General features: G+C 60.6%; 28 protein-coding genes. 16 read left to right on the plus strand and 12 right to left on the minus strand.

Annotated features, from left to right (window positions below; genetic code table 11):
- Window positions 1-13 precede the first annotated feature (13 nt).
- Complete coding sequence (locus tag ACIOVD_RS23860; RefSeq protein WP_401130567.1) at window positions 14-1,807, minus strand: DUF1302 domain-containing protein; 1,794 nt, start codon at window positions 1,805-1,807, stop codon at window positions 14-16.
- An 80-nt stretch (window positions 1,808-1,887) separates the two neighbouring features.
- Here ACIOVD_RS23860 and ACIOVD_RS23865 point away from each other — a divergent pair, with 80 nt between their 5' ends.
- Together ACIOVD_RS23865 and ACIOVD_RS23870 are read left to right on the plus strand one after the other, a co-directional pair.
- Complete coding sequence (locus tag ACIOVD_RS23865; protein ID WP_401130569.1) at window positions 1,888-2,061, plus strand: hypothetical protein; 174 nt, start codon at window positions 1,888-1,890, stop codon at window positions 2,059-2,061.
- 323 nt (window positions 2,062-2,384) lie between these two features.
- Window positions 2,385-3,146, plus strand: a complete 762-nt coding sequence (locus tag ACIOVD_RS23870) for an N-acetylmuramoyl-L-alanine amidase (RefSeq protein ID WP_401130571.1) — start codon at window positions 2,385-2,387, stop codon at window positions 3,144-3,146.
- Between the two features lie 63 nt (window positions 3,147-3,209).
- Here ACIOVD_RS23870 and ACIOVD_RS23875 read toward each other — a convergent pair whose 3' ends face one another.
- The 5 genes from ACIOVD_RS23875 to ACIOVD_RS23895 all read right to left on the minus strand — a co-directional run bounded on the left by ACIOVD_RS23875 (window position 3,210) and on the right by ACIOVD_RS23895 (window position 7,172).
- Window positions 3,210-4,121, minus strand: coding sequence for an SDR family oxidoreductase (locus tag ACIOVD_RS23875; protein ID WP_095169390.1), 912 nt, complete (start codon window positions 4,119-4,121; stop codon window positions 3,210-3,212).
- Window positions 4,122-4,283: 162 nt separating this feature from the next.
- Complete coding sequence (locus ACIOVD_RS23880) at window positions 4,284-5,186, minus strand: alpha/beta fold hydrolase (protein ID WP_401130573.1); 903 nt, start codon at window positions 5,184-5,186, stop codon at window positions 4,284-4,286.
- A complete protein-coding gene (locus ACIOVD_RS23885; RefSeq protein ID WP_095169388.1) occupies window positions 5,186-5,968 on the minus strand; it encodes a class II aldolase/adducin family protein in 783 nt (260 codons plus the stop codon). Before ACIOVD_RS23885 ends, ACIOVD_RS23880 begins: the two co-directional genes overlap by 1 nt.
- 141 nt (window positions 5,969-6,109) lie before the next feature.
- Window positions 6,110-6,796, minus strand: coding sequence for an LrgB family protein (locus tag ACIOVD_RS23890; RefSeq protein ID WP_095169387.1), 687 nt, complete (start codon window positions 6,794-6,796; stop codon window positions 6,110-6,112).
- The gene (locus ACIOVD_RS23895) at window positions 6,786-7,172 is read right to left on the minus strand and encodes a CidA/LrgA family protein (protein WP_401130576.1); all 387 of its coding nucleotides are present in this window, start codon (window positions 7,170-7,172) and stop codon (window positions 6,786-6,788) included. The genes ACIOVD_RS23890 and ACIOVD_RS23895 overlap by 11 nt, the downstream gene beginning before the upstream one ends.
- Window positions 7,173-7,267: 95 nt before the next feature.
- Between ACIOVD_RS23895 and ACIOVD_RS23900 the strand changes: the two genes are divergently transcribed.
- Entirely contained in the window at window positions 7,268-8,164 is an 897-nt protein-coding gene (locus ACIOVD_RS23900; RefSeq protein WP_095169385.1) for a LysR family transcriptional regulator, read from the plus strand.
- Here the strand turns inward: ACIOVD_RS23900 and ACIOVD_RS23905 are convergent.
- On the minus strand, window positions 8,145-8,600 hold the full coding sequence (locus tag ACIOVD_RS23905) for a flavodoxin (RefSeq protein ID WP_095169384.1): 456 nt from the start codon (window positions 8,598-8,600) through the stop codon (window positions 8,145-8,147). The genes ACIOVD_RS23900 and ACIOVD_RS23905 overlap by 20 nt on opposite strands.
- Before the next feature lie 153 nt (window positions 8,601-8,753).
- Between ACIOVD_RS23905 and ACIOVD_RS23910 the strand changes: the two genes are divergently transcribed.
- Both ACIOVD_RS23910 and ACIOVD_RS23915 read left to right on the plus strand, forming a co-directional pair.
- Window positions 8,754-9,218 (plus strand): PAS domain-containing protein, encoded by a 465-nt coding sequence (locus tag ACIOVD_RS23910; RefSeq protein WP_320333669.1) that lies wholly within the window; start codon window positions 8,754-8,756, stop codon window positions 9,216-9,218.
- A gap of 63 nt (window positions 9,219-9,281) precedes the next feature.
- Complete coding sequence (locus ACIOVD_RS23915) at window positions 9,282-9,887, plus strand: hypothetical protein (protein WP_401130578.1); 606 nt, start codon at window positions 9,282-9,284, stop codon at window positions 9,885-9,887.
- A gap of 3 nt (window positions 9,888-9,890) precedes the next feature.
- Here ACIOVD_RS23915 and ACIOVD_RS23920 read toward each other — a convergent pair whose 3' ends face one another.
- Window positions 9,891-10,850, minus strand: a complete 960-nt coding sequence (locus tag ACIOVD_RS23920) for a MerR family transcriptional regulator (protein ID WP_095169427.1) — start codon at window positions 10,848-10,850, stop codon at window positions 9,891-9,893.
- A 206-nt stretch (window positions 10,851-11,056) separates the two neighbouring features.
- On the opposite strand from ACIOVD_RS23920, the gene ACIOVD_RS23925 reads away from it, so the two are divergent.
- From ACIOVD_RS23925 to ACIOVD_RS23950, 6 genes are all read left to right on the plus strand, one after another.
- A complete protein-coding gene (locus tag ACIOVD_RS23925; RefSeq protein ID WP_401130580.1) occupies window positions 11,057-11,626 on the plus strand; it encodes an antibiotic biosynthesis monooxygenase in 570 nt (189 codons plus the stop codon).
- 61 nt (window positions 11,627-11,687) lie between these two features.
- Window positions 11,688-12,398 (plus strand): dihydromonapterin reductase, encoded by a 711-nt coding sequence (folM, locus tag ACIOVD_RS23930; protein WP_401130582.1) that lies wholly within the window; start codon window positions 11,688-11,690, stop codon window positions 12,396-12,398.
- 22 nt (window positions 12,399-12,420) lie between these two features.
- Complete coding sequence (gene folE, locus ACIOVD_RS23935) at window positions 12,421-12,981, plus strand: GTP cyclohydrolase I FolE (protein ID WP_159993800.1); 561 nt, start codon at window positions 12,421-12,423, stop codon at window positions 12,979-12,981.
- A gap of 2 nt (window positions 12,982-12,983) precedes the next feature.
- Complete coding sequence (gene folX / locus ACIOVD_RS23940; protein WP_027618555.1) at window positions 12,984-13,355, plus strand: dihydroneopterin triphosphate 2'-epimerase; 372 nt, start codon at window positions 12,984-12,986, stop codon at window positions 13,353-13,355.
- Between the two features lie 96 nt (window positions 13,356-13,451).
- Window positions 13,452-13,748, plus strand: a complete 297-nt coding sequence (locus ACIOVD_RS23945; RefSeq protein ID WP_095169378.1) for a DUF1244 domain-containing protein — start codon at window positions 13,452-13,454, stop codon at window positions 13,746-13,748.
- Entirely contained in the window at window positions 13,741-14,079 is a 339-nt protein-coding gene (locus ACIOVD_RS23950) for a HopJ type III effector protein (RefSeq protein WP_401130585.1), read from the plus strand. The genes ACIOVD_RS23945 and ACIOVD_RS23950 overlap by 8 nt, the downstream gene beginning before the upstream one ends.
- Window positions 14,080-14,313: 234 nt before the next feature.
- On the opposite strand, the gene trxB is transcribed toward ACIOVD_RS23950, so the two are convergent.
- Window positions 14,314-15,270 (minus strand): thioredoxin-disulfide reductase, encoded by a 957-nt coding sequence (gene trxB / locus ACIOVD_RS23955; RefSeq protein WP_095169376.1) that lies wholly within the window; start codon window positions 15,268-15,270, stop codon window positions 14,314-14,316.
- Between the two features lie 312 nt (window positions 15,271-15,582).
- Between trxB and cysZ the strand changes: the two genes are divergently transcribed.
- Window positions 15,583-16,338: a sulfate transporter CysZ gene (gene cysZ, locus ACIOVD_RS23960; protein WP_095169375.1), complete on the plus strand. Its 756-nt coding sequence runs from the start codon at window positions 15,583-15,585 to the stop codon at window positions 16,336-16,338.
- A 40-nt stretch (window positions 16,339-16,378) separates the two neighbouring features.
- Entirely contained in the window at window positions 16,379-17,602 is a 1,224-nt protein-coding gene (locus ACIOVD_RS23965; protein ID WP_401130588.1) for a glycosyltransferase family 4 protein, read from the plus strand.
- Here the strand turns inward: ACIOVD_RS23965 and ACIOVD_RS23970 are convergent.
- The 3 genes from ACIOVD_RS23970 to ACIOVD_RS23980 form a co-directional block, all read right to left on the minus strand.
- Window positions 17,571-18,674: an NADH:flavin oxidoreductase gene (locus ACIOVD_RS23970; RefSeq protein ID WP_401130590.1), complete on the minus strand. Its 1,104-nt coding sequence runs from the start codon at window positions 18,672-18,674 to the stop codon at window positions 17,571-17,573. The two genes, ACIOVD_RS23965 and ACIOVD_RS23970, sit on opposite strands and share 32 nt — an antisense overlap.
- 157 nt (window positions 18,675-18,831) lie before the next feature.
- Window positions 18,832-19,314 carry a glutathione peroxidase gene (locus ACIOVD_RS23975; protein WP_095169372.1) on the minus strand — a complete coding sequence of 161 codons (483 nt, stop codon included), beginning with the start codon at window positions 19,312-19,314 and terminating at the stop codon, window positions 18,832-18,834.
- 132 nt (window positions 19,315-19,446) lie between these two features.
- Window positions 19,447-19,932, minus strand: a complete 486-nt coding sequence (locus ACIOVD_RS23980; RefSeq protein ID WP_095169371.1) for a peptidylprolyl isomerase — start codon at window positions 19,930-19,932, stop codon at window positions 19,447-19,449.
- Here ACIOVD_RS23980 and ACIOVD_RS23985 point away from each other — a divergent pair.
- Genes ACIOVD_RS23985 through ACIOVD_RS23995 form a run of 3 tightly spaced genes read left to right on the plus strand, consistent with a single transcriptional unit; the run spans window position 19,901 to window position 23,305 of the window.
- Window positions 19,901-20,239 (plus strand): DUF3565 domain-containing protein, encoded by a 339-nt coding sequence (locus ACIOVD_RS23985; protein WP_095169370.1) that lies wholly within the window; start codon window positions 19,901-19,903, stop codon window positions 20,237-20,239. The genes ACIOVD_RS23980 and ACIOVD_RS23985 overlap by 32 nt on opposite strands.
- A gap of 60 nt (window positions 20,240-20,299) precedes the next feature.
- Window positions 20,300-22,399, plus strand: coding sequence for a phosphate acetyltransferase (gene pta, locus ACIOVD_RS23990; RefSeq protein ID WP_095169369.1), 2,100 nt, complete (start codon window positions 20,300-20,302; stop codon window positions 22,397-22,399).
- Window positions 22,400-23,305, plus strand: coding sequence for an acyltransferase (locus ACIOVD_RS23995; protein WP_401130593.1), 906 nt, complete (start codon window positions 22,400-22,402; stop codon window positions 23,303-23,305). It abuts the gene before it with no gap.
- Window positions 23,306-23,419: the final 114 nt, after the last annotated feature.

A 23,419-nucleotide genomic window follows, 5' to 3' on the forward strand; every position in this document is an offset into this window, starting at 1 on the left:
CTTTTCAGCCAGATCAGAAGTTCACGCCGAAGCTCAGGGCCAGGAAGTCGCGGTCTTCGAGGGTGTTGTAGTCGCCCCCGAAAAAGTCGGTGTAGCTCAGGCTCGCGGTATAGGTGTTGCGATAGTCGGCATCGACCCCGACGCTGATCGCCTTGGCGCCCTCGTTGAACAATCCGTTGGGGCCATAACCGGCAACGTCGTGGGACCAGGACAGGTTGGGCTTGAGGTTGATCCCGCCGATGACGTTGGCGTAATCGAGGATGGCCCGTGTGCGGTATCCCCAGGAGGTGGAGGTGACAAAACCTCCGGTATCGCCGCCAAACCCGTACTGGCCGTAGACCGAGTCCCGGCCATAACGCAAGGTGCTGCGCGACTCCAGGCCACCGACCCGGACGACCGCCGCCTCACCGACCAGGGTCAGGCGTTGGGCGCCGAGGACCTGGTCAAAGAAGTGGGTCAGGGTGCTTTGCACCTGGGTCACTTCCTTGCGCCGATAGCCTTTGTTGTCGGCCCCCGGGGTGGTGCTGATCGGCGACGCAGCGCCGCCGGCAATCGGGTTGAGCAAGGCCAGGGTCAGGTCATTGGTACTGACCTGGACCGGTGCGTTGGGCCGATAGCTGATTTCCCCGGTCCAGGCCGTGCCGGTGGGCAAGGTGGTGGAGAAGCTGGCGCCGTACAGGCGAATGTCTTCCGGATAATCGAGATAGTACTGGCCGCGGCCGAGCATCACGCTTTGCGCCAATCCCGAACCGGTGCCGGGCGCGATGGCATTGGCGGTGCCGACGATGCCCGGCAATGCCGACAGGGTCGAAAGGCCCGCCGTGACAGTGCCGACCGTGGGCGTGCGGCTGTGGTAGTTCATGAAATACAGGCCGTACTCGGTGTCGTCGCCGAGCCAGCGCAATGCGGTGCCCCATTGCCCGGAATCACGCGCATCACGGTCGCCACCCCGTGGCACCACCACCCCTTCGCGAGTCACTTCGAAGCCTTGGCCAAATGCCGCGGCAACCGGTTGCAACGGAGCGATCGCCGGGTTGGCCACCGTGTAGTTGTTCACGCAACCATCGGCTACCACATCGTTGCCGAAGAAGGTCCCGCAGTTATCCACAACCGTCTGGTCCCATTCCAGTTGATAAAAACCTTCGACGGTCAATTGGTCGGTCAGGCCCTGGGTGGCAAACAGCATGTTGACCGGGATCAAGCCCTCCTTGATTTCGGCACCCGGGCGCCGGAATGCCGAGACGTCAACCGGGTTGATGCTGTTGATCGAGTTGCCAATGAAGGTGCTTTCGCCCCAACTGACCACCTGTTTACCGGCGCGCACGGTGCCTGGCAGATCGGCGATGGAATAGTTGTGGTAGACGAAGGCATCGAGGATCTGCCCACCGGAGGATTTGGCGCCTTCCTTGCGATTGGTGTCGCTGATGTCCTTGAACGGCCGGCTTTCGTCCTTGAGCTCGAAGTCGTACCAGTATTTGCCGCGGACAAATACCCCGGTGTCGCCATACTTCAGTTCCAGGTCGTGGATGCCCTTGAAGATCTTCGAAAAGGTCTCACCCTTGCTGAAGTTCAAGCGACCATCGTCACCGGTGGAGGACTGTCCGGAGCCTCCGTTGACCGTACCCACCAACGCATCATCGGCATCGCGCATGCCCCAGCTCGCACCAATCGACAGCGACGAATCGAATGTCCCCTCGATTTCGCCAATGTTGAATTCAACTGCCTGCGCCTGGGCACAGCAGCCCAAGGCAACCGCGACGGCCAGCGTCTGCGGCGTGAAGATGGCGCGCATTGTTGTTTTTGTCATGCGTCTTCCCCGGTGAGTGACTTGAAGGCCCCACCCTACTGCTGCCCGCCGGGAGCGATAAGCGCACCAAGGAGGTATTCGTGATGTCGCTCCAAAGGATGAATGCCCGCACGGGGCAAGGCTTTGCGCCGGGCATGGGCCGGCTGGATGAGGGGTTATCAATCAAACCGATGATCCGGGCAACTGTTGCCGATGGCGTAACAGTGCATGTCTTGAAACGCTATTTTTCCTTTGCCAAGAAGGACTTATTCTAATCGGGCTTCCACGGCAACAAGCCTCGAAGCCCCGCCAGCCGAGTGTGAATTGCCCACTTGAGCGGCGAACTGTTCAGATGCACCGAATGCCCATCATTCAGTTCATCACCCTGGGTTCACTGACGTTGATTTGTAGCTCCTTGATCTAACGTCTTACTTTGGCCGCTGCGTTTGCAGCGGCCTTTTTTATTGGGAAAATTTAGCGGATTGATCGTTGATCCTTCCCACAAAACAACCAGAAAACCACTACAAAATTCCCCGAAAGACACTGCTACCTTGCTGTGAATGGACGATTACGATTCACACAACAAGGTAGTTAAATCATGTTCCCAACCAACAACAACTATCGCGCAAAGGCTTATAACAGCCGCATTCGCTTCTTGGTCCTGCATTACACCGCCGCCAACTTTGCCAGTTCGATTGGCGCACTGACCGGGCCCAATGTCAGTGCCCACTACCTCGTTCCGGATATCAGCGACATTACCTATATCAAGGCCGGCTTCAGCGACCAGCAGATCTTCGGCCTGGTCGATGAAAACCAACGGGCCTGGCATGCCGGGGTCAGCCAGTGGGCTGATCGCAGTAACCTGAACGACACCGCCATCGGCATCGAAGTGGTCAACCAGGCCACCGACAACCAGGGCAAGTTCACCTTCCCGCCGTATCACCCCCAGCAAATAGCCGCCATCGAGCAACTGGCAAAAGACATCCTCAAGCGCTACCCGGACATCACTCCGCGTAACGTCGTGGGCCACTCCGACATTTCCATCGGCCGCAAAAGCGACCCCGGCGCGGCATTCCCCTGGCATGCGTTGTACTTGAAAGGTGTGGGGGCCTGGTTCGATGAGCGACAGCGCGACGCCTTCCTGCGCCAATACAAGGATTCAGGAGTGCCGAACCGTGCGGCGTTGCTGGACCAGTTCAAGAAGTATGGCTACAACACTTCGCAAGCCACTAACGAGTCGGGTTTCCAGCAACTGGTGCGGGCGTTTCAGTTGCACTTTCGTGCCGAGAAGTATGACGGCGTGATGGATGCACAGACCGCAGCGAATCTGGCGGCACTGGTGCGTAAATACGCGCCCTGAGCAATCCCTCCCGTAGTTAAGACAGAGCGCAAGCCGCCAGCCTTGCGCTCTGTACCTGCGGACTTACAACGAGTACTTCTGCAAATTCCCCATCATCTCCTTCAGCGCTTCAATGTTGTCTTTGGGGTGCGCCGCCCCTTCGAAATCGCAAATCTGCTGCCAATGCGCCGCCACATCCTCAGGCGAGAAACCCTCCCGCGGATCAAACCCCGCCCCCAGGCTGCGCTCCCAGCGCACTTTGCCCATCCAGCCGCCACCGACTTCGAACAATCCCGAGGTTTCCTGGCAGTTTTCGCTGGCCAGGTACACCACCAACGGGCTGACCAACTCCGGCTTAAGTTGCTCGAACACTTGCGGCGGGATCAGGCCTTCGGTCATGCGCGTGCCGCCGGTGGGGGCGATGGCGTTGACCAGGATGTTGTTCTTGCGCCCTTCGATGGCCAGGGTCCGGGTCAGGCCATAAAGCCCGAGCTTGGCCATGCCGTAGTTGGACTGGCCGAAGTTGCCGTAGATACCCGAGGTGGATGCGGTGAAGATCACCCGCCCGTAGTTTTGCTCGCGCATGTGCGGCCAGGCGGCGCGGGTGACTTTGTAGGCACCCTCGACATGCACCCGGTACACCAGGTCCCAGTCGCTGTCGTCCATTTTATGGAAGGTCTTGTCCCGCAGGATTCCGGCGTTGTTGACCACCACATCGATCCGGCCAAAGGCATCGAGGGCGTGCTGGACGATTTTTTCGCCATCGGTCACCGAGTCATGGTTGGCCACGGCAGTGCCGCCGGCCTCACGAATCTCGGCCACCACGCGGTCGGCGGCCGAGGCGTTGGCGCCTTCACCCTGCGCGGAACCACCCAGGTCGTTGACTACCACCCGGGCACCCTGCCTGGCGAACAACAGTGCATGGGCCCGTCCCAGGCCGCCGCCCGCACCAGTGACGATCACGACTTTATCTTCGAAGCGCACAGACTCATTCATTACCCAACTCCAGCAGGCCAAGGACAGTGAGGCCGAGTGTCAGGCACGAGGCCAGGGCTCACAATCAACTGGGCTGGGGCTGAATGGTGCGCGATAAGGCACGGGGATGATTGCACGGCAGGCGCTCATCGATCCGCAAGGCCTGGTTAGCTGGAAGTCACCTCAGGAACAGGCAATTTTCAACGCCGGGGAGTCCTGCTGGTCACGAAACGCCAAGTAGTGCTTGAGCACCTGCACCGGGGCTTCGATCTGTGGGTAATGACCAATCCCGGGCAAGAGCACGGTATCGGCATCTGCGATCAATTGCCGATAACGCTCGACCATGTGGGCACCGGAAACCGGGTCGACTTCGCCGTCGATCACCCGCAACGGTACTTCGCCCGATTGCATGGCTTTGAGCCAGCGATCGCGCTGTACGCGGCGCTGGGGCACGTACTGGATCAGCTTGTGCATGATCCGCGTCCCGCGGTTGTTGTCGATCAGGCTCCAGAAATCGTCCAGCTCGCTTTCGCTGGGCCGAGTCTGCGGGCCGAAGATCTGCCGGAAGCTCTTGACCAGGGCATCGCGGGTAAAGGCACGACCGATCATCCAGCCCAAGGGGCTGAGCAACAGCTTCTGCATCAGTACCGGACGGTGCGTCTCGGGAAACAGGCCGCCATTGAGGAACACACAACTGGCGATGTTGCTGCGCGCCTCAAGGTGCCTGGCGAGCAACTCCTGGGCGACGCTGTCGCCATAGTCATGGGCCAGCAGGTGCACCGGCTGCTCGATGCCCAGGTGTGCCAGCAACGCCTGCTGTAAGTCGGCCTGCTCCAGCAGGCAGTATTCATGGCCCACGGGTTTGGCCGAATCGCCGAAGCCCAGCATGTCGCAGGCAATCACCCGATAACGCTGGGCCAGGGGCTGCCACAGGTAGTGCCAATCCCAACTGGCGGTAGGAAAACCGTGGATAAGCAGTAAGGGCTCACCCTGTCCGGCCACCCAGTAACGAATGGTCTGACCCCGGAATACAAAGCTCTGGCCGCGTTTGCGCCAGACGCACAGTGGAATCTCGGCGAGTGGCATTAGAGTTTATAACCCGGGTCTTGTTTATCGAGTTTACGCAGCAGCGCCGGCCAGGCCAGCGCGCCTCCCATTCCTTGTGCACTTTTGGTCACGCCGGCAATCATCGCCTTGGCCCCCGCGAGGATCTGCGGCTCGATGCTGATCAGCTCGGCGCCACCGTTCTGCGCCAGCACCTGGATATCGCAGGCCCGCTGGAAGGTAAACATCATCAGAAACGTATCGGCGATGGTGCCGCCACAGGTCAACAACCCATGGTTGTGCAGCATCAGGAAATTCTTGTCACCGAGGTCGGCCTGCAACCGCGCCTTTTCCTCGTGATTGAGCGCCACCCCTTCGTAGGCGTGATAACCCAGGCTGGAAAGGACAAACAAGGATTGCTGGCTGATCGGCAGCACGCCTTGTTTTTGCGCCGAAACGGCCACGCCAGCTGCGGTGTGGGTATGCAGGACACAGACCACATCGTGACGCACTTCGTGCACGGCGCTGTGAATGGTGTAGCCGGCGGGGTTGATCTCGTAGGGACTGTCCATCAGCTTGTTGCCGGCCTGGTCAACCTTGACCAGGCTCGAGGCGGTGATTTCGTGAAACATCATGCCAAACGGATTGATCAGGAAATCTTCGGTGCCGGGGACCTTGGCCGAGATATGCGTGAAGATCAAATCATCCCAGCCATGTGCGGCTACCAGGCGATAACAGGCGGCCAGGTCCACTCGGGCCTGCCATTCGGTGGCACTGACCTGGTCTTTCACGCTCTGGCTTGACTGGACGGGGGCTACGCTCACGGCAAGGACCTCTGGTTTTTATTCTTTTGGGGGTGTCAAAGCAGTCTAGTCAGCTGCCGGGATTCGGGTAGTTGCATTGGCAGCCAGCTTACTGACCCAACGAGTCAGTTGGCTTTCAAGCAAAATCCACTGTGCAGTGAGTCACAGTATGTGCGTCAACAATGGCGCCGCGAACAGGTTCATCAAGCCCGTCAGGACCATCACCAACCCCGCCACCGAACCTTCTTCGCCGCCCACCTCATGGGCGCGACTGACCCCGGCGCCATGGGCCCCGACCCCGAACAACGCGCCGCGGGCCAAGGCGCTGCGCAGTGGCAACCACTTGAGCAGGATCCCGCCGAGCATGGCGCCAAATACTCCGGTGAACATGACGAACACCGCCGTCAGCTCCGGTACGCCCCCCAGGTCGTGGGCCAGCGGCATGGCGAATGGCGTGGTGATCGAACGAGGCAGCAGCGACAGGGTCACCGAACTGTCCAGCGCCAGGAGCCGAGCCAGGCCAAACGAGCTACCCATCGACGCGGCGCTCCCGGCCAGCATCCCCACCAGCAACGCCGACCAATGCCGCGCCAGCAACTGACGCTGCTGCCAGATCGGCACCGCGAACGCCACGGTGACCGGCCCCAGCAACGCCATCAACCAATGGGTATTTTGCGCATACTCGCTATAGGCCGTGTGCAGCGGTACCGCCACCAGCAGCAACAGCACGGGCACCAGGATCAGCGGCGACACCAGGTAACGTCCGCTGCGTCGATACAGCCAGCGACTCAATACATAGGCGGCCAGGGTAAAGACCAACCAGAACAGCGGCATCCACTCACTTCTCATGAGCCAGCCTCCAGCGGCAGACCCATTCGACCGTGAATGCCGTCACCAGCATGACCAGCAGGGTACTGAGCGCAATCACCACGAGGATCCGCCAACCTTCATCGCGCAATAGGCCGCCATAGTCGAGCAAGCTCATCAAGGCTGGAATGAAAAACAGCAGCATCTCGGCCATCAACAGCCCGGCCCCCATTTGCAACGCCGCCGGCTTGACCCACCCCAGGGCAAATACCAGCAGCAACAATGCCAGGCCCATCACCCCGCCCGGGATCGGCCAGGCAAACCATATGGCCAACTGGCATCCGAGCAGATAAATAGCCGACAACACCAGCAGTTCAGCGAGCAGGCGGGCGAGTTTTTTAACGCGTGTTACGTTCATCGGTTGGCTCCTCACAGGAAGCCATTTTAAAGAGCGGGCTGTCATCACCGAAGCGAATTGTTAGACTCAAGACTATTCCAAAATGGAATCAGATCATGGAATTCAAACAACTGCGCAGCTTCATTGAAGTCGTTCATCAGGGCGGCTTCACCCAGGCCGCCAAGACCTTGCACATCAGCCAATCGGCGGTCAGCAAACAAGTGGCACAGCTGGAGCACAGCCTGGGCACGCTGCTGCTGGAGCGACTGGGGTCACAGGTGCGGTTGACGGCGGCCGGCACGGTGGTCCTGCAACGCGCCGAGGGTATGCTGCGCTTGCGCAATGAACTGCTCAGCGAACTCGACGACCTGAGCGACCTGCGCCGTGGCGAACTGCGCCTGGGCCTGCCGCTGCTGGGCAGCGATGCGCTATTCGCTGGTTTGTTCGCCGAGTACCGGCGGCGTTATCCGAACATCAGTGTGCAGTTGCTGGAAGGCGGCAGCCTGAACATTGAGCAGGCAGTGCTCAGCGGTGAACTGGAACTGGGCGGCAGCCTGCTGCCCCAGGACCCGCAGTTCGCCTGGCAACCGTTCTGCGACGAACCCCTGGATGCGCTGTTGGCGGCGGACCATCCATTGGCCGGCAAGACCAGCCTGCGCCTGGAAGAACTGGCCGACACTCCGTTCCTGCTGTACCAGCGCAGCTTTGTACTCAATGAACGCTTGCTGCAGGCGTGCCAGCAAGTGGGCTTTACCCCCAAGGAGGGCGGGCGTAGCGGGCAGGCGGATTTTCTCGTGGCCCTGGTGGCCGCGGGACAAGGCGTGGTGCTATTGCCTCGGGTGGTCGCCCGCGGGCTGGTCCGCCCGGGCGTGGTGCGCCTGGGATTGCAGGCGCCCCGTGAACTGCGCTGGGATATCGCGTTTATCTGGCGTCAGGGCGCCTATCTGTCGAAAGCCGCCCAGGCTTGGCTCGCGTTGTTGCGCGAGTTTCCGGTCAGCCGCGCAGAGCCGTGATCAACTGCTCCAGCCAAGGCTCGGCATCACTTTCCGGGGTCACGCTTTCACTGGCGTCCAGGCGCAGCATTGGCAGCACTTCGCGCACGCCCAGTTCGCCGAACAATTCACGCAGTTGTTCACCGCCGCCACAAAAAGTATCGCCGTAGCTGGCATCGCCCAAGCCGATCACCGCCCCGGGCAAGCCACGCCAGGCGCCTGGCAGTTGATCACGAATCATCGAATACAGCGGTTGCAGGTTATCCGGCAACTCGCCCATGCCAGTGGTGGAGGTCACCGCCAGAAAGGCTTCGGGGGCAAATGCCTGAAGTTCGTCGAGGGTGGCACGCGGGTTATACAAGGTCTGAAAACCTGCCGCGTCGAGAAGTTTCGACGCGTGCCGGGCAACTTCTTCTGCCGTGCCGTACACCGAGCCGGAAATGATGGCGACTTTCATCAAACTGATCCTGCACCTGAGTCAAAGACCGAGATCTTAACAGCAGACGACAAAAAACCGCGATTGACTCTCATCGACACCGAGGGCAAGTGGACAGCCGAGCAGCCTGTCTTAGAATGCAACGCATTACACAACACAGAAAGGACTCGCCCGATGATCAATGCGCAATTGCTGCAACTGGTGATCAACGCTTCAAACGACGGCATCGTGATCGCAGAAAAGGAAGGCGAAGATAACATCCTGATTTACGTGAACCCGGCCTTCGAAAAGCTCACCGGCTACAGCGCTGACGAAATCCTCTATCAGGACTGTCGTTTTCTCCAGTCTGGCGATCGAGACCAGGCCGGCTTGGCACCGATTCGCGAAGCCCTTCAAAGTGGCGGATCCTGTCGAGAGATCCTGCGAAACTATCGTAAGGATGGCACTCCGTTCTGGAATGAACTGTCACTTTCAACGGTCTACAATGAGAATGACAAGCAGACCTATTTTGTCGGTGTACAAAAAGATGTCACCACCCAGGTCAAGGCGTTGCAGCGCGTGGCGCAACTGGAGGCGCAGTTGGCAGCCGCTCAGGCCGAGTTGCAGGCAATGAAAACGACCAACGGTCAGAACCTGTAAGCGAATTAGCGGTCACTAACTACAATCACCAGTGACTTTGTAACTATATCTTTCGAGCTAGCCATGCAGCACGATGCCCTCCTCACCCAGGATGAGCTGGATTTTATCCAGACCATGCAACATAACCCGCAGCTCAACGTGCGTGATGCGACGTCGAGCCTGCTGGTTAATGGGGGTTCGCAAATCCGTGACCTGCTGACACGCCTGGCGGCCAACGAACAGGTCACTATCCAGGCACAGTTCGAAAACCAGCAGATGACCTTCCCGCTGCACCTGGTGGAAGATGAGTTCCATGCCCTGCATCTGCGCCTGGGCGTACCGAGCATTTATGAAAGCGGGCCGAAGGTGCGACCTTGGCGCCTGCCCCTGGAAGAGCCGGTTGCCCTGGAAAACGCCAAAGGCCAGCCGGGTACACTGTGGGTCCACGAAGTGTCGTTCAAGGGCATCTTGCTCGAGGTGCGCAACCGGACCAAACCGCCGAAGAGTTTCGCACTGTGGTTCAGCCCTTCTGGTTATGAGCGCATTGCCTTGCGCGGCACTTTCGAGCGGCAGACCGAGCAGGGTTATTACGCCTACCAACTCAACCAAGGCAACTCGGTCGAAACCGAGCGCCTACGCCAGTACATCCTTCAGCAACATCGCCTGACCCACCCCGCCATGCACGTCTGAATTTCAGGTATCCAGCGTTCCGCCAAGAAAATGCTGCAGGCGCTGGCGCATCAGGCCACCTTCATTGCCCAGGCAACCGATAGACGAACCGGCCAGGCTGTCCTGCGCCAGCTCCGACGCATCGCCGCACAACAACAGACGACACTGCAGGCTCATCGCCAGCCGATTCAGACGCCGGGCAAAGTCAGCGGCCGGCGCCCGATTGGAAACCAGCACCAGCACCTCGGGCCGGATTTTCTCACAGACCAGGGACAGCTCCTCGAAAGGCTTGCCCAGCGCCAGTACCCGGACGCCCACCGCGCCACCGCTCAGGAACAATGCCGCCAGCAGCAGCTCCAGTTCATGGCAATGGCCTTCGATTGCCGCCACCGCAGCCCGAACCGGCTGTGAGCCGCGCAACATAATCAGTCGTTGCAGCACCCGTGACCGCAGAAAGGCGTCGAGCATCACCCATTCACTGGTTTGCCCGAAGGTCTCCTTTTGTTGCAGCGCCTGAGTCCACAGCGGCATAAAAATGTCCTGGAACACCACATCCAATGAATAAGTGGAGAACACTTGGCCGTAGATCCGCGCCAGCTCCAGATCATCATAATTGCTCAATGCCGTGCGAATCTGGACCTGCCACTGGACATAGTCAGCCTGGACCAACGGGTCCGGAACAATGCTCGACAACGCCTGCGCGGCCTGGCTCCTGGCCAGAAGCCGGCCGATCTTGCTGACCGCCACCCCCCGAGCGATCCAGCTCAGAATGCTGCGAATCTGCTCGATATCGGTCAGGGAATACAGTCGATGCCCGCTTTCGGTGCGCACTGGCTGGATCAAACCGTAGCGTCGCTCCCAGGCACGCAACGTCACTGGGTTCACGCCGGTCAGGCGTGCCACTTCACGAATGGGGAACATTTGCGCTTGGCTGGTGGCATCAACAGCCTGCAACGGCTCGGAAGACTCAGTGATGACGGGCATCGGTGCGTAGACATCCATTTCAAGTTGGATCCATTTTATCGCGCAAGCATGGACGATGTTCAAGTATTGCCTGATCGACGAAGGTCACTGGCGTATTTCGCAAAATCAGGAATAATCCTTGCTTGTTGTAACCCAGCCCTCCACCCCGGGCTGAGTTTGGCGTGCCTCCTACCCGGAATCGCGCCCCCGTTTTATGGAGATACATAATGTCTACCTCACCTGTCACCTTGATGGTGGCGCGCCGCGTTGCCAGCGGACGCTATCAGGAACTGATCGCCTGGTTGCGCGAAGGCGAACAACTGGCCACTGACTTTCCCGGCTACCTGGGCTCCGGCGTACTCGCTCCGCCGCCTGGTGATGACGAATTCCAGATCATTTTCCGTTTCGCCGACGAACCGACCCTGCACGCCTGGGAGCACTCCGCCTCGCGCACGGCCTGGCTAGGGCGTGGCAGCGAACTGTTTGCCCATCCTTCGGAACATCGAGTCAGCGGCATCGATGGCTGGTTCGGCGCCGCCGGCCAGCGTCCACCGCGCTGGAAACAGGCCGTCGCCATCTGGCTGGCATTCTTTCCGGTCTCGCTGCTGTTCAACTTTGTCCTGAGCCCATTGCTCAGCGACCTCGACATGCTGCCCCGGGTGTTCATCAGCACCCTGGCCCTGACCCCCTTGATGGTCTATTTCTTCATCCCGCTGTCGACTCGCCTGCTGGCCAGTTGGCTGAGCAGCACGCCCGCACCGTCGTTGCCGGCCGAGGCGACTGCGCAAAACCGCTAAAAGGGGCATGGCTCGTGCAGTCGCTGGTATAGTTTTGCCATACCCGCGATGCGAGCCATTCATGACCTCCTCCCCCGCCCCGATCCTCATCACCGGCGCCAGCCAGCGCGTCGGCCTGCATTGCGCGCTGCGGTTGCTGGAGGCCGGGCAGCCGGTGATCATCAGCTACCGCAGCGAACGCCCGGGCGTGCAGACCCTGCGCGACCTGGGGGCAACCGCGCTGTTTGGCGACTTTTCCACGCAAGCCGGAATCCTCGCCTTCATCGCCGAGCTCAAGGCTCACACCCAGCAACTACGGGCCATCGTGCACAACGCCTCGGCATGGACTGCGGAAGCGCCCGATAACGAAGTCACGGCCTTCACCCAGATGGTCAATGTGCACATGCTTGCGCCTTATCTGATCAACCTGCAGTGTGCCGAGATGCTGCGGCGCTCGAGCCCCGCCGATATCGTGCACATCAGCGACGACGTCACGCGCAAGGGCAGCAGCCAGCACATCGCCTATTGCGCCAGCAAAGCCGGGCTCGATAGCCTGACCCTGTCGTTCGCCGCCAAGTACGCGCCGCACATCAAGGTCAACGGCATCGCTCCCGCCCTGCTACTGTTCAACCCCGACGACGACGCGGCGTACCGCGCCAAGGCCTTGGCCAAGTCGGCGCTGGGCATCGAACCCGGCAGCGAAGTGGTCTACCAGAGCCTGCGCTATTTGCTGGACAACCCCTATGTCACCGGCACGACCCTGACCGTCAACGGCGGACGGCACGTCAAATAGGCCGCCCCCGCGAGGATGTTCCATGCCATTGTCCCTGCCCCAGAATTACCGCGAGATCCTCATCGGTCTTGGCGAAGACCCAGACCGCGAAGGCCTGCTCGATACCCCGGCCCGCGCGGCCAAGGCCATGCAGTATCTGTGTCATGGTTACGCGCAAAGCGTCGATGAGATCGTCAACGGTGCCTTGTTTGCCTCTGACAACGATGAAATGGTGATCGTCGACAACATCGAGTTGTACTCACTCTGCGAACATCACTTGCTGCCCTTCATCGGCAAGGCCCATGTGGCTTATATTCCTACCGGCAAGGTACTGGGCCTGTCGAAGATCGCCAGGATCGTCGACATGTTTGCCCGGCGCCTGCAGATCCAGGAGAACCTCACCCGGCAGATTGCCGACGCCGTGCAGCGCGTGACGGGGGCCGCCGGCGTTGCGGTGGTGATCGAGGCCCGGCACATGTGCATGATGATGCGCGGCGTGGAAAAACAGAATTCGACCATGAACACCTCGGTGATGCTCGGCGCCTTTCGCGACTCGAGCAACACCCGCCAGGAGTTCCTGCAATTGATTGGACGGAGCAAGTAGCAATGCCACAACTTCAACCAGGAATGGCCCGCATCCGGGTCAAGGACCTGTGCCTGCGGACCTTCATCGGCATCAATGAAGACGAGATCCTCAACAAGCAGGACGTGCTGATCAACCTGACGATCCTCTATGCGGCACAGGAAGCGGTGCGCGATAACGACATCGACCACGCGCTCAACTATCGCACCATTACCAAGGCGATCATCGCGCACGTGGAAGGCAATCGTTTTGCCCTGCTCGAACGCATGACCCAGGAATTGCTGGACCTGGTGATGGCCAACCAAAGCGTGCTGTACGCCGAGGTCGAAGTCGACAAACCCCACGCCCTGCGTTTCGCCGAGTCGGTGTCGATTACCCTCGCAGCAAGCCGCTAGCTTCAAGCGGCAAGCTGCAAGCGCTAAACTTGCCGCCACCGCCATCCAACTTGCAGCTTGAAGCTTGCCGCTTGAAGCTGTCTCGCAGAGACCGCCATGACCGAACAACAACGCCTGGAACTCGAAGCCGCCGCCTTTCGCCGGCTGGTTGCCCACCTGGACAGCCGCAAGGACGTGCAGAACATCGACCTGATGAACCTCTCGGGTTTCTGCCGCAACTGCCTGTCCAAGTGGTACAAGGCTGCGGCCGACGATCGCCAGATCGACGTCAGCCTCGATGACGCCCGCGAAGTGGTCTACGGCATGCCGTACGCCGAGTGGAAAGCCCAATACCAGCAAGAAGCCAGCGCCGAGCAGCAAGCCGCGTTCGCCAAAGGAAAGACCCATGACTGACCTGAACACCCTGCGCGCCAGCCTCAAGACCGGTGAACATGCATTTGCCCAGACCCTGGCCTTCATCGGCGCGAACTACGACTACCAGCCGCAAGCCTTCCATAACGGTGGCGTGGAAAACGCCGCCGGACAGAACGAAGGTTCGTGCAAGACCCTGGGCCTGGCTGTGCTGGAAGGCTTGAGCGATGAAGAAACCCTGCTGGCATTCGGTGAGCACTACCGTGCTGTGCTGGCCACCCCAGAGGGCAGTGACCACGGCAATATCCGTGCGCTGATGGTCCATGGGTTGGCGGGGGTCAAGCTCTCGGCACAACCGCTGGCACGGCGCTGATTGCACCGCTGGAGCTTTTTCAGCGCTACAAAAAAACCGGCCGAAGCCTAATGCCGATCAGTTAAGCCCTTTTGTAGGAGCGAGCTTGCTCGCGAAGAACTCAACGGCGCCGCGTTTATACTGAATACACGCGTTATCGTTGACGTTTTTCGCGAGCAAGCTCGCTCCTACAATTGACAGCGTCGCTTAACTGATCGGCATTAGGCCGAAGCCGGTTTTTTCATGCCCAAAGAATCAAGCGTTCTTCAGGTTGTCCAGGTAACGCTCTGCGTCCAGTGCGGCCATGCAGCCGGCACCGGCGGAGGTGATGGCCTGGCGGTAGACGTGGTCAGCCACGTCGCCGGCGGCAAAGATACCTTCGATGCTGGTGGCAGTGGCGTTGCCGTCACGGCCGCCCTGCACAACCATGTAGCCGTCCTTGAGGGTCAACTGGCCTTCGAACAGCGAGGTGTTCGGGGTGTGGCCGATGGCGATGAACACGCCGTCGACTTTCAACTCGTCGAAGCTGCCGTCGTTGTTCTTCAGGCGCGCACCGGTCACGCCCATGTTGTCACCCAGCACTTCGTCCAGGTTGGAGTTGAGCTTGAGGATGATCTTGCCTTCGGCCACACGGGCGTTCAGCTTGTCGATCAGGATCTTCTCGGCGCGGAAGGTCTCGCGGCGGTGCACCAGGGTCACGGTGCTGGCGATGTTGGCCAGGTACAGGGCTTCTTCCACGGCGGTGTTACCGCCACCAACCACAGCGACCGGCTTGTTGCGATAGAAGAAACCATCGCAGGTAGCGCAGGCCGAAACGCCCTTGCCCATGAACGCTTCTTCCGACGGCAGGCCCAGGTAACGTGCGCTGGCGCCGGTGGCGATGATCAGCGCGTCACAGGTGTAAGTGCCGCTGTCGCCAGTCAGGGTGTAAGGCTTGGCTGCGAAGTCGACGGCATTGATGTGGTCGAACACGATTTCGGTCTCGAAGCGCTCGGCGTGCTCTTTCATCCGCTCCATCAGCGCCGGGCCGGTCAGGCCATGGACGTCGCCAGGCCAGTTGTCGACTTCGGTGGTGGTGGTCAGTTGACCGCCAGCCTGCATGCCAGTGATCAGCAGCGGCTTGAGGTTCGCACGGGCGGCATAGACCGCGGCGCTGTAACCGGCAGGGCCGGAACCGAGAATAATCACTCGCGAATGACGTACATCAGACATGACTCACTCCTATCGACCGGCCGGTATTACCTGGCGCGGGTGCCGGATTGCCGGCTGGAATAAAAAAGGACCGTGACAGCACTTGGGGAAGTGCATCGCGCGACAGTCCTGAAAAATAATGGGTGCAGCGTATCGAGGAGGCGAAGATTAAGGAAATACCGTTTAACAATCCAGCTCATAGGCGGTCTCTATCTCCAAGCGGCCGATTTAACGGCGCCTTTGTTACAGTTAATGTCGATCCGCTTGCCATGCTTTCGCCTGTGGGGCAAAGCCGGTAAGGTCGGCGCGTTTTCCCCTTGCTCGGAGCACCTTATGCCCGCCCCCGTTCTGTCCGGCCCGCAATACCTGCGCGAAGGCCTCAAGCTGGTCCTGAGTCCCGGCCTGCGCTTGTTCGTGCTGCTGCCGCTGGCCATCAACCTGGTGCTGTTCGTCGGCTTGATCTACCTGGCCGGCCACCAGTTCAGCCTGTGGGTCGACACCCTGATGCCGTCGCTGCCCGACTGGCTGAGCTTCCTCAGTTATGTTCTCTGGCCAATGTTCGTGGTGTTGGTGGCGCTGATGGTGTTTTTCACCTTCACCCTGCTGGCCAACGTGATCGCTGCGCCCTTCAACGGCTTTCTTGCCGAGAAAGTCGAAGTGGTGGTCCGCGGCACCGATGACTTCCCGGCCTTCAGCTGGGGTGAACTGATGGCCATGGTCCCACGCACCCTGGCCCGGGAAATGCGCAAGCTGGGGTACTTCCTGCCCCGGGCGTTGGCGCTGTTCATCTTGTCGTTCATTCCTGTGGTCAACCTGATCGCCGCACCGCTGTGGTTGATCTTCGGGGTGTGGATGATGGCGATCCAGTACATCGACTACCCGGCAGACAACCACAAGCTGGGCTGGAACGAGATGCTCGCCTGGCTGCGGGAAAAACGCTGGCAGAGCATGAGCTTTGGCGGGATCGTCTATCTAGTGCTGCTGATTCCGGTGGTGAACATTCTGATGATGCCAGCCGCAGTGGCGGGGGCGACCCTGTTCTGGGTACGTGAGCGCGGTGCGGAAAACCTGGTAACCAGCCAGGGCTGAGCCGGTCATCAATTCATCATCACCCTGACACAATGACGACATGACCCCAACTGACACTGGGGTCATGACGACAACTCTGCATATCACCCTGATCACCGAAACCTTCCCTCCGGAAATCAACGGCGTGGCCAATACCCTGGGCCGCTTGTGTGATGGCCTGCGCGCCCGTGGGCACCAGGTCGAACTGGTGCGCCCGCGCCAGGACGGCGATCAGGCCCTGGCCAGCGACGACGCCCTGCTGCTCTGCCGCGGCTGGCCGCTGCCCGGTTATCCGGGGTTGCAATGGGGTCAGTCGTCGATGCACAAACTGCTCAGGCGCTGGAAACGCCAGCGCCCGGACGTGCTGTACATCGCCACCGAAGGCCCGCTGGGCCTGTCGGCCCTGCGGGCAGCGCGGCGCCTGGGGATCTCGGTGGTGAGCGGTTTCCACACCAATTTCCAGCAATACACCAGTCAGTACGGTCTCGGTTTGCTGACCCGGATGCTGACGCATTACCTGCGCTGGTTTCATAACCGTTCGACGCTGACACTGGTGCCGAGCGTCAGCCAGCGACTGGAACTGGAGCGCCGGCATTTCGAGCGCCTGGCGCTGTTGTCCCGGGGCGTCGACAGCCAGTTGTTTCATCCGACCAAACGGCTGAACGCCTTGCGTGAGCAATGGGGCCTGGCTGAGGGAGACATCGCGGTCATGCACGTCGGTCGGCTCGCCCCCGAAAAAAACCTTGGCCTGCTCAAACGTTGTTTCGAAAAGCTGTGCAGTACTTATCCACAGCGCAATCTGAAATTGATCGTGGTCGGCGACGGGCCGCAACGCGCGGCACTGGAAAAGGAGCTGCCGCAGGCGATCTTCTGTGGCTCACAGCGCGGTGAGGCCTTGGCGGCGCACTATGCGTGCGGGGATGTGTTTGTGTTTCCGAGCCTGACCGAAACCTTCGGTAATGTGGTGCTGGAGGCGCTGGCCTCCGGTCTGGGCGTGGTGGCTTATGATCAGGCCGCGGCGGCGCAGCATATTCGCCATGGCTACAACGGCGTGTTGGCGATGCCGGGCGATGAAGAGGCGTTCTGCGATGCGGCAGCGTGGTTGCTGGAGGAGGATGAAACCCTGCGCTGCGTGCGCCTGAATGCGCGACAGCACGCGAGCCGCCAGGGTTGGGCGGCGATCATCGAGCAGTTCGAAGACCAATTGCGCGGGGCCTGTCAGGTCCCCGCGCCAGAGAAGGTTGCGGTGGCGCTTAAACCAGCGTCATCAACGCTTCGCGACTGAACGGCAGAATCTCGCCTTCACGGCCATCGCGGACTTTCTGCGCCCAGTCCGGGTCAACCAGCAGCGCCCGCCCTACCGCCACCAGATCGAACTCATCGTTGTTCAGGCGCTCCAGCAGGTTTTCCAGGCTGGCCGGCTGCGCCACCTTGTCAGTGTTGACCATGAACTGCAGGAATTCGCCGTCCAGGCCCACGCTGCCCACGGTGATGGTCGGCTTGCCGGTCAGCACGCGAGTCCAGCCGGCCAGGTTGAGGTCGGAACCGTCAAACTCCGGCTCCCAGAAACGCCGTGTCGAGCAATGGAAAATGTCCACACCAGCGTCGGACAACGGCTTGAGGAACTCACCCAGCGCCTCGGGCGTCTGCACCAGGCGCGCGGTGTAGTCCTGCTGCTTCCACTGGGAGAAACGGAAAATGATCGGGAAACCTTCGCCGACCGCCGACCGCACCGCCTGGATCAATTCGATGGCAAAGCGCGAGCGGTTGGCCAGGCTACCGCCGTACTGATCGGTACGCTGGTTACTGGTCTCCCAGAAGAACTGGTCCAACAGGTAGCCGTGGGCGCCGTGGATTTCCACGCCGTCCATGCCGATGCTCTGCGCATCCTTGGCGGCCTGGGCGAAGGCAGCGATTACTTCCTGGATATCCTGCTCGGTCATGCCGTGCACCACGACCTGGCCGTCCTTGAGCTTTTCCGACGGACCATAGCCCGGAACACTGGCGTCCGGCTCGGTGCCGATGCGCCGCACGCTACCGACGTGCCAGAGTTGCGGAACGATCTTGCCACCTTCGGCATGCACCGCGTCCACGACCTTTTTCCAGCCGGCCAAGGCCGCTTCACCATAGAACTGCGGAACGTTCGGGTAACCGTTGGCCGCCTTGTGGCCGACCGTGGTGCCCTCGGTGATGACCAGGCCCACGCCAGCCGCCGCGCGACGACGGTAGTACTCGATGACTTTCGAGTTCGGCACGCCGCCCGGGGAAAACGAACGGGTCATGGGTGCCATGACCACACGGGTCGGCAATTGCAGGGTACCCAGGGAAAACGGCTTAAACAGGGCTTGTACAGGCATGCGGCACTCCACAGGGATCCGAGGTTTATGACGGGGATAATATGGAGTGAGCGCGCGCTTGAATAGCACTATTGATTGCAGTGATTAAGGACCAAAAGATAGGAAATATTGTAGGAGCGAGTGCCCGCTTGCGGCTCGCTCCTACAGGGGGGAGAGATCAGCTCAGCGCTTTTTCAATCGCCTGGACGACCGCAGGATCATCCGGTGCCGTACGCGGCGAAAAACGCGCCAGCACCCGGCCGTCCTTGCCCAGCAGGAACTTTTCGAAATTCCAGGTGATGTCGCCAGGAAACTCCGCACCCTCGCCCGCCAGCAGACGGTACAACTGATGGCGCTCATGGCCGTTGACTTCCAGCTTGCTGGACAACGGAAAGCTCACGCCGTAGTTGAGGCTGCAGAAATCCTTGATCTCGTCTTCAGTGCCCGGCTCCTGGCCGGCGAACTGGTTGCAAGGCAAGCCCAGCACGCTGAAGCCTTGGCCTTTGTACTGCTGGTAGAGGCTTTCCAGGGCGGCATATTGTGGGGTCAAACCACACTTGGAGGCCACGTTGACCACCAATACGACATGCCCTTTGAAGGGCGCCAGCGGTAACGCCTGGCCGTCCAACGCTTTTAAAGTAAGGTCGTGAAAAGCACTCATGATGAACTCCAGATATCCCGTGTTTTTCTCGAAACGCCCTTCAACCGCACTCTCGCCCGGCGCCCTTTAACCGGCGCCGACTAAAAAGGCGCCCAAAGGCGCCTCTCCAGATACCTGAGCTTAGCGCAGAAATCAGTGGTGATGACCACCTTCGCCATGGACGTGACCATGGGCGACTTCTTCTTCGCTGGCGTCACGGATGTCGATGATCTTCACTTGGAAGTTCAGGCGCTGGCCGGCCAACGGGTGGTTGCCGTCAACGGTCACGTCGTCGCCGTCCAGGTCACGGATGGTGACGATCTGCATTTGGCCGTCTGGCGCGGAAGCGTGGAACTGCATGCCCACTTCCAGTTCGTCGACGCCTTCGAACATGCTGCGGCTCAGGGTGCTGACCAGCTCGGCGGCGTATTCGCCGTAAGCGTCTTCAGGTTCAACAGCTACGGTCAGTTCGTCGCCGACAGCTTTACCTTCCAGGGCTTTTTCCAGGCCTGGAATGATGTTACCTGCGCCTTGCAGGTAGACCAGCGGCGCGCCGCCGGCGGAGCTGTCGATGACCTCACCAGCGTCGTTGGTCAGGGTATAGTCGATGGAGACAGCCTTATTGGCGGCGATCAGCATGGGGCGAGACCTTTTGCAGAAGAATAAAGAATGGACAAGTTTAGCGAAGCAAACGCCCGAAAGCGAACGGAACCCTGACCAACGGCCCGCTTCGAAAGCTTCAATCATCACCGGTTTCCATCTGGACGAGGATGGGCACTGGGTGGCCGAGCTGTCCTGTGGTCATACCCAGCACCTGCGCCACCAGCCTCCCTGGCAATCCCGGGCCTGGGTCCTGGACCCGTTGCAGCGCCAGGAAAAAATAGGCCAGGCCTTTGATTGCGGTTGGTGCGCTCAAGGCCCGGTTAGCGATAACCTTGGCGTCTGAAATTTCGGTAGGAGGCCAGTCATAGGCCTTCACCTTGCCATGCACCTCTAGAGAATCCGCATGCAAACTTTTTTTATCGCACCCACCGATTTTGGTGTGGGCCTGACTTCCATCAGCCTCGGGCTGGTGCGTACCCTGGAACGTGCTGGGTTGAAAGTCGGCTTCTTCAAACCGATTGCCCAGCCGCACCCCGGCGACACCGGGCCTGAACGCTCCACCGAACTGGTGGCCCGTACCCATGGCCTGAAGCCGCCCCAGCCGCTGGGCCTGGCGCATGTCGAGCGGATGCTCGGCGACGGCCAACTGGACGAACTGCTGGAAGAAATCATCACCCTGTACCAGCAAGCCGCCATCGGCAAGGACGTGCTGATCGTCGAAGGCATGGTGCCGACCCGTAGCGCCAGCTATGCCGCCCGGGTCAACCTGCACCTGGCCAAAAGCCTGGATGCCGAGGTGATCCTGGTCTCGGCGCCGGAAAACGAAGTGCTCACCGAACTGTCCGGGCGCGTCGAGTTGCAGGCGCAACTGTTCGGCGGCCCGAAAGACCCGAAAGTCCTCGGCGTGATCCTCAACAAGGTCAAGACCGAGGAAAGCATGGAGGCCTTCGCCGCGCGCCTGAAAGAACACTCGCCGTTGCTGCGCAGCGGTGACTTCCGGCTGCTCGGCTGTATCCCGTTCCAGCCGGAGCTCAACGCCCCGCGTACCCGCGATGTGGCCGACCTGATGGGCGCGCAAGTGCTCAATGCCGGCGACTTCGAAACCCGGCGCATGACCAAGATCATCATTTGTGCGCGGACCATGCGCAACACCGTGGAGCTGCTCAAGCCCGGCGTGCTGGTGGTGACCCCGGGAGATCGCGACGACATCATCCTGGCAGTCAGCCTGGCGGCGATGAACGGCGTGCCGCTGGCCGGCCTGCTGCTGACCAGTGACACCCTGCCCGACCCGCGCATCATGGACCTGTGCCGCGGTGCATTGCAGGCCGGCTTGCCGGTGCTGTCGGTGAGCAGCGGCTCCTACGACACTGCCAACCAGTTGAACGGCCTGAACAAGGAAATCCCGATCGATGACCGCGAGCGCGCGGAAATCATCACTGACTTCGTCGCCAGTCACCTCGACGCCAACTGGCTGCACCAGCGCTGTGGTACGCCGCGAGAAATGCGCCTGTCGCCCGCGGTGTTCCGCTATCAGTTGATCCAGCGCGCCCAGGCAGCCAACAAGCGCATCGTCCTGCCCGAGGGCAGCGAGCCCTTGACCGTGCAGGCGGCAGCCATCTGTCAGGCTCGCGGCATTGCCCGATGCGTGTTGCTGGCCAAACCGGCGGACGTCGAGGCTGTGGCGCGCGCCCAGGGCATCGAGTTGCCGCCTGGCCTGGAGATTCTCGACCCGGACCTGATCCGCGACCGGTATGTCGAACCAATGGTTGCCCTGCGCAAGACCAAGAGCCTCAACGCGCCGATGGCCGAGCAGCAACTGGAAGACACCGTGGTGATCGGCACCATGATGCTGGCGCTGGACGAGGTCGACGGGCTGGTGTCCGGGGTCATTCACTCCACAGCCAATACCATCCGCCCTGCCCTGCAACTGATTAAAACCGCACCGGGCTGCACCTTGGTGTCCTCGGTGTTCTTCATGCTGTTTCCAGAGGAAGTGCTGGTCTACGGCGACTGCATCATGAACCCGCACCCCAGCGCCAGCGAGCTGGCGGAAATCGCCCTGCAAAGCGCCGACTCCGCCGCCGCCTTCGGCATCACGCCACGGGTGGCGATGCTCAGCTACTCCAGTGGCGACTCGGCCAGCGGCGAAGAAGTGGAGAAAGTACGCGAGGCCACGCTATTGGCCCACGAAGCGCAAAATTCGCTGCTGATCGACGGGCCGCTGCAGTACGACGCCGCCGCCAACGCAGACGTCGCGCGACAACTGGCCCCCAACAGCCAGGTAGCCGGGCGCGCCACGGTGTTCATTTTCCCCGACCTCAACAGTGGCAACACCACCCACAAGGCCGTGCAGCGCAGTGCCGATTGCGTCAGCCTCGGACCGATGCTGCAAGGCCTGCGCAAACCAGTGAACGACTTGCCGCGCGGCGCGCAGGTCGACGACATCGTCTACACCATCGCCCTGACCGCGATTCAGGCCGCCAACCGACCTATGGATCTCTAAATGCTGGATTTTCTCCCTGGCGCCGTGCGTGGCGTGATCGCTGCGCTGCTACTGGCACTCAACACCCTGCTGTTGTGTTCGTTCCTGTTCTGCGTGGCGATCTTCAAGGTCCTGCCGTTCGCCCTCACCCAGCGCTTCACCGCCTGGCTGATGAACCACACCCATGAGGCCTGGATCAGTAACAACAAGGCTTGGATGCGGCTGGTCTGCCGCACCCGCTGGCACCTCAGCGGCCTTGAAGGCCTGGACTACCAGCACTCGTACCTGATCACCAGCAACCACCAGAGCTGGGTCGACATCATGGTGCTGCAGTACCTGTTGAACCGGAAAATCCGCCCGCTGAAATTTTTCCTCAAGCAGGAGTTGATCTGGGTTCCGGTAATTGGCCTGGCCTGGTGGGCCCTGGGCTTTCCGTTCATGAAACGCTACTCCAAGGCCTACCTGGAAAAACACCCGGAGAAGAAAGGCAAGGACCTGGAAACCACCCGCAAGACCTGTGCGAAATTTCGCAACAATCCGGTGGGCATGTTCAACTTTGCCGAGGGCACGCGCTTCACCGAGGCCAAGCACAAACAGCAGCAATCACCGTTCCGCTACCTGCTCAAGCCCAAGGCCGGCGGGATTGCCTTTGTGCTGGACGCCATGGGCGAACAGCTTGAATCAGTGGTCAATGTGACCATTCACTACCCCGCCGGGCGCCCGGGTTTCTTGGACCTGCTGTGTGGCAACGTGAAGGAGGTGGTGGTGCATTTCCAGGAGCTGCCGATCCCGGCGCAGTTCATTGGCAAGAACTACGAGCAGGATGGCGCCTACCGCCTGCAGTTCCAGGGCTGGATCAACCAGTTGTGGGAAGACAAGGATGCGCTGCTGGAGCAGATGCATCGCGAGTATCCAGCGAAGTCTTGAGGTGCCTGTACCGGCCTCTTCGCGGGCAAGCCCGCTCCCACATCTATGGTTACCCCCTTTTCTGCAATACTGTTTTTGATGTCGTGTTTGGCTTGCTTTCATCTATCCGGCGTC

This window comes from Pseudomonas sp. NPDC087626, from assembly GCF_044743405.1.
Lineage (GTDB): Bacteria > Pseudomonadota > Gammaproteobacteria > Pseudomonadales > Pseudomonadaceae > Aquipseudomonas.

Coding starts and splice junctions, on each gene's coding strand:
- ACIOVD_RS23995 (WP_401130593.1), top strand. CDS start 22,400: ATGCTGGATTTTCTCCCTGGCGCCGTGCGTGGCGTGATCGCTGCGCTG.
- ACIOVD_RS23965 (WP_401130588.1), top strand. CDS start 16,379: ATGACCCCAACTGACACTGGGGTCATGACGACAACTCTGCATATCACC.
- ACIOVD_RS23985 (WP_095169370.1), top strand. CDS start 19,901: ATGGAGACAGCCTTATTGGCGGCGATCAGCATGGGGCGAGACCTTTTG.
- ACIOVD_RS23910 (WP_320333669.1), top strand. CDS start 8,754: ATGATCAATGCGCAATTGCTGCAACTGGTGATCAACGCTTCAAACGAC.
- pta (WP_095169369.1), top strand. CDS start 20,300: ATGCAAACTTTTTTTATCGCACCCACCGATTTTGGTGTGGGCCTGACT.
- ACIOVD_RS23875 (WP_095169390.1), bottom strand. CDS start 4,121: ATGAATGAGTCTGTGCGCTTCGAAGATAAAGTCGTGATCGTCACTGGT.
- folE (WP_159993800.1), top strand. CDS start 12,421: ATGCCATTGTCCCTGCCCCAGAATTACCGCGAGATCCTCATCGGTCTT.
- cysZ (WP_095169375.1), top strand. CDS start 15,583: ATGCCCGCCCCCGTTCTGTCCGGCCCGCAATACCTGCGCGAAGGCCTC.
- ACIOVD_RS23945 (WP_095169378.1), top strand. CDS start 13,452: ATGACCGAACAACAACGCCTGGAACTCGAAGCCGCCGCCTTTCGCCGG.
- ACIOVD_RS23870 (WP_401130571.1), top strand. CDS start 2,385: ATGTTCCCAACCAACAACAACTATCGCGCAAAGGCTTATAACAGCCGC.
- ACIOVD_RS23905 (WP_095169384.1), bottom strand. CDS start 8,600: ATGAAAGTCGCCATCATTTCCGGCTCGGTGTACGGCACGGCAGAAGAA.
- ACIOVD_RS23900 (WP_095169385.1), top strand. CDS start 7,268: ATGGAATTCAAACAACTGCGCAGCTTCATTGAAGTCGTTCATCAGGGC.
- ACIOVD_RS23970 (WP_401130590.1), bottom strand. CDS start 18,674: ATGCCTGTACAAGCCCTGTTTAAGCCGTTTTCCCTGGGTACCCTGCAA.
- ACIOVD_RS23920 (WP_095169427.1), bottom strand. CDS start 10,850: ATGCCCGTCATCACTGAGTCTTCCGAGCCGTTGCAGGCTGTTGATGCC.
- ACIOVD_RS23915 (WP_401130578.1), top strand. CDS start 9,282: ATGCAGCACGATGCCCTCCTCACCCAGGATGAGCTGGATTTTATCCAG.
- ACIOVD_RS23880 (WP_401130573.1), bottom strand. CDS start 5,186: ATGCCACTCGCCGAGATTCCACTGTGCGTCTGGCGCAAACGCGGCCAG.
- ACIOVD_RS23890 (WP_095169387.1), bottom strand. CDS start 6,796: ATGAGAAGTGAGTGGATGCCGCTGTTCTGGTTGGTCTTTACCCTGGCC.
- folM (WP_401130582.1), top strand. CDS start 11,688: ATGACCTCCTCCCCCGCCCCGATCCTCATCACCGGCGCCAGCCAGCGC.
- ACIOVD_RS23975 (WP_095169372.1), bottom strand. CDS start 19,314: ATGAGTGCTTTTCACGACCTTACTTTAAAAGCGTTGGACGGCCAGGCG.
- ACIOVD_RS23950 (WP_401130585.1), top strand. CDS start 13,741: ATGACTGACCTGAACACCCTGCGCGCCAGCCTCAAGACCGGTGAACAT.
- folX (WP_027618555.1), top strand. CDS start 12,984: ATGCCACAACTTCAACCAGGAATGGCCCGCATCCGGGTCAAGGACCTG.
- ACIOVD_RS23925 (WP_401130580.1), top strand. CDS start 11,057: ATGTCTACCTCACCTGTCACCTTGATGGTGGCGCGCCGCGTTGCCAGC.
- ACIOVD_RS23895 (WP_401130576.1), bottom strand. CDS start 7,172: ATGAACGTAACACGCGTTAAAAAACTCGCCCGCCTGCTCGCTGAACTG.
- ACIOVD_RS23980 (WP_095169371.1), bottom strand. CDS start 19,932: ATGCTGATCGCCGCCAATAAGGCTGTCTCCATCGACTATACCCTGACC.
- trxB (WP_095169376.1), bottom strand. CDS start 15,270: ATGTCTGATGTACGTCATTCGCGAGTGATTATTCTCGGTTCCGGCCCT.
- ACIOVD_RS23860 (WP_401130567.1), bottom strand. CDS start 1,807: ATGACAAAAACAACAATGCGCGCCATCTTCACGCCGCAGACGCTGGCC.